Annotated in this window: 6 protein-coding genes; 2 read left to right on the top strand and 4 right to left on the bottom strand. The window is 72.3% G+C overall.

The genetic code is table 11. From position 1 onward, the window contains the following. Positions 1 to 593: 593 nt before the first annotated feature. The 4 genes from mobF to LWC35_RS38240 form a co-directional block, all read right to left on the bottom strand. The gene (gene mobF / locus LWC35_RS38250) at positions 594 to 5,105 is read right to left on the bottom strand and encodes a MobF family relaxase (protein ID WP_232875481.1); all 4,512 of its coding nucleotides are present in this window, start codon (positions 5,103 to 5,105) and stop codon (positions 594 to 596) included. 421 nt (positions 5,106 to 5,526) lie between these two features. Continuing rightward, positions 5,527 to 6,336 (bottom strand): hypothetical protein, encoded by an 810-nt coding sequence (locus LWC35_RS38245; RefSeq protein WP_232875479.1) that lies wholly within the window; start codon positions 6,334 to 6,336, stop codon positions 5,527 to 5,529. Positions 6,337 to 6,756: 420 nt separating this feature from the next. Then, entirely contained in the window at positions 6,757 to 6,879 is a 123-nt protein-coding gene (locus LWC35_RS40000; protein WP_269805511.1) for a hypothetical protein, read from the bottom strand. After that, positions 6,876 to 7,031 carry a hypothetical protein gene (locus LWC35_RS38240; RefSeq protein WP_232875477.1) on the bottom strand — a complete coding sequence of 52 codons (156 nt, stop codon included), beginning with the start codon at positions 7,029 to 7,031 and terminating at the stop codon, positions 6,876 to 6,878. Before LWC35_RS38240 ends, LWC35_RS40000 begins: the two co-directional genes overlap by 4 nt. Positions 7,032 to 7,373: 342 nt before the next feature. Between LWC35_RS38240 and LWC35_RS38235 the strand changes: the two genes are divergently transcribed. After that, positions 7,374 to 7,961 carry a translation initiation factor IF-2 gene (locus LWC35_RS38235; RefSeq protein WP_232875476.1) on the top strand — a complete coding sequence of 196 codons (588 nt, stop codon included), beginning with the start codon at positions 7,374 to 7,376 and terminating at the stop codon, positions 7,959 to 7,961. Between the two features lie 212 nt (positions 7,962 to 8,173). Next, positions 8,174 to 8,515 (top strand): hypothetical protein, encoded by a 342-nt coding sequence (locus tag LWC35_RS38230; protein ID WP_232875474.1) that lies wholly within the window; start codon positions 8,174 to 8,176, stop codon positions 8,513 to 8,515. Positions 8,516 to 8,587 lie beyond the last annotated feature (72 nt).

Here is an 8,587-nt window from a genome sequence, read left to right as displayed (position 1 = left end):
CTCGGCAACCGGCTCGTCGGGATCCTCCACGGATGCCTCAAGACCCGCACCCACTACGACGAGACCACCGCCTGGGCCCACCACGACACCGCCGCCGCTTGACACCCCTACGCCATGGGATGTCTGATTGGCCCGACCAACAGGACCGTAAGGATCCGATCGGGGTGAGTGCCAGACTCTCCTGCCCATCGGAATGGCGTCTTTACGTCTCGACATGCCGCCGAAACACCGGTCGAGACCGGGCTCACAACAGGATGCCCGCCGGACATATGGGCCGCGCTCGCCACGGTGCTCATCGTGGGGGCGTGCTGCTGCGCGGCGGAGTGGGCCCGGCCGGGGCCGTCGTGGCCGAGATCCTGGTGCGGGCGCCGCGGAGTCCGTGGGAGCGTGCACCCGCGGACTTCACCCCCAAGACGTGCCCGTCACCACTCCGTCACGCGCCGCGGTCTGGCCCTCCTCGATCCCGGCCACACGGTGCTCGCCGTCGGGCCGCAGAGGCGGGGCCACCCGTTCGCCGTGACGTCGAGTCCGCACGGATGCACCTTCGGTCCGCTCGTGGTCAGAACCTGGCTACGCTTCCGAACACACGCCCTTTAGAAGTTGAGCCCCATCTCCGGGCCGGCGTCGACCAGCTGTTCGTGTTCCCGCGTCATGCCGCGGTCGGCTTTGAGATCCCGGTCGGGAACCTGGTCGCGGCGCTCGCGGTCCTGCTCGAGGGTTTCGGCCCGCTGCGCGCGCTCACGCTGCCACTCGGCAACGGGATCTTGTCCGGCGGATGCGCGCTGGGCGTTGAGATCAGCCAGAATCTCGGCCTGCCGTCGAGCCTCCCGCACCGTGACCGGCTCCCGGTCCGGCCGCTGTCCCTGCTCGGCTTCACGCAGCGGGCGGGCTGCGGCCAGGTCGGACGCCGACGGCGTGGCCTCGAAGATGGGCTCCTGAGCGGGGTCGATGCTCGCCGTGTCCTCCTCGAGGATGGCCAAGTCCTCGGCCGCGCGCCGGTGGGCGGGCTCGGCGACCAGGTACGGCTCTCGGACCGGCTCGCTGCCCTCGAGTGTCAGCTGCGCGCGATCGGCGAGGGCCAGGCCGCGATCGGGCTCGGCGGCTTCCTCCGGGGTGAGCACGCGGAACAACGCGGTCTGCTCGCCGCTCCGCATCGGGGCCAGGTCGCGGGGCAGACCACGCTTCTCCAGTTCGTCGCCGGCGAGCTGGGCGCGCTGCTCGGCACGGGCGGCGTCGACCGCCCACGCCTCGCGCGCCGCGTGGACGGCGGCGAGGTGCTCGGCTCGGGCCTCCAGCTCGGCGGCCAAACTGGCCGCGGTGCGCATCTCGGCCTCGGCGCGTTCCCGCTCGGGCGACCCCAGCGGCAGGATCCCGGTCTCGGCCCAGTACAGCGCCTGGTCGTTGCGGTACTGCTGAGCCGCGATGCGGGTCTCGCGCAGCTCCTTGGCGACGTAGTAGGGGGCGAAGGTGCGTTCCCGGGCGGCGATGTCGCGGATCTGGCGCAGCTCGGTCTCCGACGCGGCGGCGTAGTCCAGCGCGTCGGCGGGCTCTCCGAGCGCGGCGTAGGCACGCTGCCACAGCGCACGGTGGAAGGTCTGCTCCCGCGACGGTGCCTCGCCAAGGGCGACGCTGGTCTCGGGCACCGAGCGCAGGTCGCGGTAGGCCGCCGCGATCCCGGCCCGGTGGATCCACTCGTCTCGTTCCGGCCCACCCTCGGGTAGCGGACCGAGGTGCTCGACCACCCAGCGAGGCTGGGTGGTCGCGACCTCCTCGGCCAGCTCGGCTTCCCGCGACCGGCACGCCTCGGCGAGGATCTCGGCGTAGCGCCCTGCGGCCCCGTCGAGCCGGGCGGCGAGGTCGGCCCAGCTAGCCGGTGCGTTCGCCCCGAGCACCTCGGTGGGATCGTGCTCGGCGGTCCGCGCGACGAGAACATGCTCGCGGATGCGCCACCGCAGCACATCCGACACCGAGGCGGCGTCCGCGAGCCGCCGCATGTCGACGGCCTCGTCGAGCACAGCGGCGACGTCGTGGCCGCCGAGCTCGGCTTCCCGCAGAGTGCGCAGCAGGCGCCCGTGGCCGGCCTCGTCGCGCATCATCGCCGCGTACTGTTTTCCGACCGCTGCGCTGAGCAGCTGGTCGTAGCGGTTGCGGCCGTACTCTTCGGCGAGCCGGTCGAGCTGGGTACCGAGGAACGCCAGCGAGCGGCCCTCCTCCTCGTTGAACCGCCGGGTCATCTCCGCCGAGGAGGCCTCGACGTCGCGGTCGCGGCCGAGGATGTCGGCCAGCGCACCGCGCGGGGTGGTGTCGAGCCCGGTCTGGTTGTGGGCGTCAGGCTCCCGCCTGGTCTCGACGTAGGCGATGTTCGCCTCGCGTCCACGGGTCATCGCCACATAGAGGCCGTGTGCGTCGAGGTTCCCGTCGACCAGCGCCCGCGCAACATCAACCGTGCGGCCCTGCGCGGCGTGGACGGTGGAGGCGTACGCCAACGTGACGTGCCGGCTGACGTAGTCGGCAGGCAGGTGCGCGACCAGCCCATTCTCCGCGACCACCCACAGCGTGCCATCCTCTGGGTTGCGGCCGGTGACCCGATAGGCGACGCGATTGGTGACCGCGCCGTCGCCCTCGACGCGGATGGCGTAGTCGTTGCGGCGGGCCTGGACCAGGTCGCCGACGCCGATGTGGTTGCCATCGCGCAGGGTGCCGAGCACCTCGGGCTCGACGTAGCCGCGCGCGACCAGCTCGGCACGGATCATCCCGGACAGCTCCGTCGCGGCGGCGTTGTCCGACACGACCAGCAACGAGTCCTTGCCGCGGACGGTGTCGGCGAGGTACCCGCGGACGGCCTCGTCGACCATCTCCTCGCGGGTGCCGCCGTGCAGCCGTCCAGAGTCCTCGTAGAGGCGCAGCACGCTGGCGTCGCGGTTGCGCAGCTGCAGCGAGGCGGCGCGCTCCCAGGGCTCGTGGAAGCGGCGGATCTCGGTGAGCTCGTAGGCGCCATTGTCGCGCACGAGCAGGTCGAGCATGCCGCCCGCACCCACTGCGACCAGCTGCTCCGGGTCACCGGTGTAGAGGATCTTGCCGCCCGCTTCGCGCACGAGCCGCGCGATGCGGTCCAGTTCCCCGGTGGCCGACATACCTGCTTCGTCGACCACCACCAGGTCGCCGCCGCGCAGTGAGTCGTAGGTGTGGCCTTGCGCGTTCTGGGCGAAGCGGTTGAGGAAACGCGCGGTGTTCAGCGCAAACAGCCCGTCGTCCTCGAGGACCTGTACGGCGCGTTGCGACGTCGCGACACCGATGACCCGCCCCCCGACGCCGCGCTCCCAAGCGTGTGCGAGCGCGCCCACCGTGTGCGACTTCCCGGCCCCAGCCGGGCCGAGCAGCACATCCCCGGCGCGACCCGAGCCCAGGATCCCCAGCGCCGCGTCGAGCTGATCCGCCCCGAGACCAGCAGCAACGAGCTCGACGCGCGCGAGCTCCAGCTCCGGACCCGTCAGAGCAGGAGCACCGGGCTGACGGGCCGCGGCAACGAGCGCGGTCTCGGTGGCGAGCTGCGCGAATGTGGCGTATCGCTCGTGCTGGTGTGGCCGGTAGATGCTCTTCCCGTCCGCGCGCTGCAGCTCCACCGGCACCTCGCCGGGGTCCGGCATCGACACCGTGACCACCCCGTAGCGCCCCGCGTCACGCAGCACCTCGTAGGTGAGGTCTGCGAGGTCACCAACCAACGAGGGCGTACGGAGCTGCTCGGCGCCGATGGCTGCCTGCAGCAAGCCGAAGTCCCACGTGGCGTGCCTCGTCTGCACCGCGTCGACCGCGGCCTGCAGCGCTTCCTCGCGGCTGCGGGACACATATTTGCGCTGGTCGGGGTGCCCGTGGCGGCGCACCTGGTCGGCCTGGGCACCCATCGCCGCGAGCATGTTGGCGAGCTCGTCGCGACGCGGGGCCGCCCAGTTGTCCAGCTGCTCGCTCGGGGCGATGTCGCCGGTCTTGTGAGCACGGTCCTCCAGCTTCGACAGGCCCCACATGTTCTTCCGCTCGGCCGGGGAGGGCTCGCGGCCGTGCCGCTCGCGGAACTCCTCGATCCGCCGCTCGAGGTTCCCCTCCACCTGCCGGGCGCGCGACGACGCGGCGTCGCAAAGCTGCTGGTCTATGCCGATAATCTCCCGCGACTTCCCGTCCGGCCGCAGCGCCATCACGACACCGAGCCGGTCGGACAGGCCCTTCTCCAGCGCTCGGTCGAAGACAGCGACCGCCCCAAACTTGATGGCTTTGAAGCCCTTGCCATCCAGTGCCTGGATGCCACCGCCGCGCCGGTTGATGACCCGGTTCAACACGGCCACGTGGGTGTGCAGCTGAGGCTCCTGGTTGCGGTTCGTGGAGTGGTCCCAGCGGGTCCAGACCAGCCCGGTGGCCTCGTCGAAGCGCCCCACGGACTGCCCGCCCGCGGTCTTCCCGTGGTAGCCGGAGCGGGTGTAGGCGGCCTCCCGCTCCACGAACGCCATCGCCTCGGCCAGCGCCGCCCGGTGTACGTCCACGACCGCCTGGGCGTCCTCGTAGCGCCGCTCCGACCGCAGTGCCGCGTGCAGGATCGACACGCTCTTCTGCGGGCTAAAAGTCAGGTCGTAGTACGCGACCGCCTTGCGCCCGGACGCCGCCGCGACCGCCTCGATCTCCCGGCGCCGCTCCTCACCGGCGTCCGGCTCCTTCGCCAGCGCGACCCGGACGCGCTCCTCGGTGTTCTTGAACTTCCGCGGCGGCCGCCCCAGGAACTTGGGCTCATCCGCCGTCGAGGACGGGTGCAGGAGCTTCCCGAACACCAGCCGCACGTCACGCTCAGTCGCCGCCGTTCCGGGCGCGATCCCGAGCATCTCCTGGGTTGCAGAGCCGAACCAGACACCCGGGGGCTCCTTCTCAGCCGCGGCCAGCAGATATCCCGCTCCGGACGCCTGCGCTCCTGCTGCAGCGCCGCCGGCGGGGGAGGGACCATCCCGGTCGAGGTCGCGCACTTCGGCCGGGGAGGGCTGGTGCTCGTGCTCCGCGCAGCCGCTTCCTCGCAGGAGATAGTCCACGGCCCCGGCCGAGACGGCGGTGATCCCGAGGAAGCCCACGTGATCATCCTACCAAGATCACAACGCTAATGCATGGGTCTGTGCGGTTGAAGGAGTGCGGCAGGAGGAGGAAGCGAGAGGACGGTGAGGCGGAGGCAGGTGCAGGTGGGAGTGGTTGTTGGCGCGGAGGTGCAGAGGCAGGGTCAGGCGGGTTGGAGCGGTGTGGAGGAGAAGGGGTAGGAGAGGCTGGGAGAGACAGGGGCGCGGGCGGGGGGCTGCTGGCGACGGGGCTCGGTGGGCTCGGCGGGGTGCGCTTCGGCTGGGCGGCCGCATTCGAAGGGCGAGGATTGACCGGCTTGGTCCTTCGATAGCCGGGGTAGCATCTTGATGCCTGGGCGCTCACCGTGGGTGTCGACCGGTGTGCGCCGGAGATGCGAAAGGGCCCAGCCGACACGGCGGGGCCCTTCGTGAGGTGGTCGGCTCAGGTGGCCTGCGCGGCGGCCCACTGGGTCACGGTGATGCGGTCGGCTCGCCCGAGGTGGCGCCAGTCCGCGCGCAGCCGCGCTCGGCACTCGGCAGGCGTCGCGGAGGTGGCAGCGACGTAGCTGCAGCGGGCGATGATCGATGCCTCACGCGACGCCGGAGCCGCCGGCGCGGCGATGCCCGGGTGGCCACTCTCGCGGCAGTCCTCGCAGAGCCCGTCGTCAGTGCGGCGGTGCCGGTCGCGCGAGGATCGCTCGGTGCGGCAGACCACGCACGGCAGGCCGCGCATCGGCGGCAGGGCTGCCAGGTCGTAGTCCAGCGGGCGGGAGTCGTCGCGCTCGTCGCGGTCGTGCTCGGGCTCCACGCGCTCGGCGAAGTACCGCCCGGCGGCCGCGCCGGCCTCCACCGCTCGCTTGTTCGGCCGGGGCTTCGGGGTCGTCCAGCGGATGGGCAGGTCGCGCGGGGCCTGCCGGGCGCGGTCCCGGCTCGTGGTTCCGCCCCGGGGGCGGGGAAGCGTGGCGGTGAGCTGGTCGCCTCGCGGCAGGCAGGCCTCGACCAGGGCGCGGGCGTCGTCGTCGCTGACCTTCCACAGCTGGCGCAGCTGGGCGACCCGCACGCTCGGGTGGCGCTCCAGGGCCTGCAGACACCGGGTGAGCAGATGCTGGGTCGCCTCGTCGGCGTCGGCGAGGATCCGCTCGGTGCGCCGGCGGGCCTGGCGCAGCGCGCCGCGCTCGACGAGCTCGGCGACCTCGCGCAGCCGGTCGGCCACGCCCTCGGCGCCGTTGCTGGGCTCGGTGGTGATGCTCATCGGTGGTGGCCTTTCGTCGCTGGTCGCGGGGCATGTGGCGGTAGGTCTGTCGGCCCGTCCTGGGTGGCGGGCGTCTGCCCCGCAACCGCGAAGCGGCGGTCGCTCGGCCTCGGAGGCTCGACGTCAAGGGCAGCCCGCAGGGCTGTCGCCGCAGGCGACGCAGAGCGTCAGCGGAGCGCCCTTTACGTGGAGGGAGGCCGGGCTCAAGCTCCAGGGCCGGCAGTCCCACCGCCCCGCCGAAGGCGGGTCCATCTGTGGTTCTGGCCCGCCGCGGCCATGAGCGGCACTCGGTTACCAGCCGTGCGCCGCGACGTCGCCCGCACGGCGTCTGTCGGCTTGCTGCTGGTCGGAGGCTCGCGGGCGCGGCTGGGTCCCCGCTGCGATCGCGTGCGCGCACCCGGCCGGCTCACCCGCCGACGGTCAGATCGGTTCGCTCGCCGCGTAGAGCGCGGTGAGGAAGGCGATCAGTTCCGGCAGCTCCTCGGGCCGGAACATCCTGCGGATGCCGGCGGTGTACCGGTCGTAGGGCTCGGGGCTTCTCACCCCAGGACGTCATGGCCCGGCGACGGGGCCCGGCGCCGGTAGCCCCACTCACCGGGGTAGTGGTTGAGCCGGTAGCGCTCGAGCGCCCGGCTCGCCTCCGCCGCGGACAGGGCCGGGGGTGATCGGCGTCGGGGGGATCGCTGCGTGGTCATGAGGCTCTCCTCCTGGTGGACGGCGTGGTGGGGATGCGGTCTCCTTGGCGCGACCGTGTGGGCTCCCGAGAGGGCGCCGCGGGGGTTCCGCGTTGGCCCGTACCGGTGCTCCTGCTCCGTGCCCGCTGCCAGGGCCCGGTGCCCGCGCGGGGTCACCGGCACGGCCTCGGAGCGGCTTCACCGCGGGCCGCCCCGCCCGGGTGTGCTGACCGTTCGGGCGTTCCCGCCCGGCGGCGGCCAGGACGCGAGCACCTGCCACGACCGCGTCCCCAGCCATCGCACGGCCTCGTTCTGCGCTGCGGCGGGTGGTGGTGTTTGCGCTGGTCGCTGCCTACGCTCCCGGTGTCCGAATCGATCAACACCATCCTTGGAGGAGGACGGATGTCGACAACCACCAACAGCCGGGGGCGGCTCCGCCGCACCCGACCACCTGCGGGTTCGGCGGCCGCGGCGCAGCGGCTCGAGGAACTCACCGCTGCCCGCGCGCAGCTCGACGCCCGCCTGGCCGAGCGTCGCCGGCGCGAGGACGAAGCCTTGGCGGCGTACGCGGCCACGGCCGGTGAGGCCGAACAGATCGCCGCGATTCGCGACGCCGCGCTGGCCGAGGCAGAACAGGCACGTCAGGCCGCGATCGCTGTGGCCGAGGCCAAGCTGGGTGACCTCGAACGGCGACAGACAGCCGTGCTGGTCGAACTCAGCGAGCTGGGCCGCAGCGCCGACGAGCTGCACGCGCTGTTCGGGATCCCGGTCAAGCGGGTCCGGGCCATGCTTCGGGCCGGACGGGCACGCCCGACCGGTGAGCAGGGTCCGGCCGAGCAGGCTGCGACCAGCGAAGACCCGCCCGCACAGGACGGCCAGGGGCACGACGCGGCGGTGGCGTCGGAGCCTGCGGAGTCCTCAGCAGGCCAGGTGCCGGTGACGGCGGCCTGACCAGCCCAGGTCGGGTGCCGGTGGTGTAGTTCCGGTCGCGGCGGTGGTGCCCGGACCGAACCCACGCGACACCGGACATGAAGAAGGGGCGGTGACCAGTCTGTGCTGGTCGCCGCCCCCTTTTCGTTCGCCGCGATCCTTGCGCCGTCGACTCCCACCTGCGCAGTCAGTGGATCGTGGCGAGGCGGCGACCGTTCTCGCCCTCGTGGATCGTGACCGTGGCCGGGGGAGCGCTCCTTGAGCGCGTCGAAGCCGGCGTAGACGTCGATCCAGTGCCAGCCTCGCCGGATCAGATCGGCGCCCTCCCCGAGATGCAGCGGGGACCCGAGCGTGGTTATCTCGAGGTAGGGACCGTGGGCTTCGCGTGCGCCGAAGGGCTCGCCCTGGCCGCATTCGTCAGGGTGGAACGCATCGTGATCAACCTCCTGTCTCGGGTGCTGGAATGGAAGTGCCTGGTCGGGCGGCCCGCGTTTGGGGGCCGCCCCGCGGGACCGCTAGATGTACTGCTCACGGAGGTTGAGTACGGCGACACGGCTGGGATGATCTTGATGTAGGTGAGGGCCTCCAGGTCCGGTGTGGATTGCGACATCTGCACCGGCGACCTGGAAGGCCCTCATGCCCCACCG

Source organism: Pseudonocardia kujensis (assembly GCF_021283305.1).
Taxonomy (GTDB): Bacteria; Actinomycetota; Actinomycetes; order Mycobacteriales; family Pseudonocardiaceae; genus Pseudonocardia; species Pseudonocardia kujensis.
The sequence above is the reverse complement of the archived record's forward strand: the minus strand, read 5'-3'. Positions and strand labels throughout refer to the sequence as shown.

What these genes read in the sequence shown, in the direction of transcription:
- LWC35_RS38240 (WP_232875477.1), bottom strand. Translation starts at nt 7,031, where the DNA reads ATGACCACGCAGCGATCCCCCCGACGCCGATCACCCCCGGCCCTGTCC.
- LWC35_RS38245 (WP_232875479.1), bottom strand. Translation starts at nt 6,336, where the DNA reads ATGAGCATCACCACCGAGCCCAGCAACGGCGCCGAGGGCGTGGCCGAC.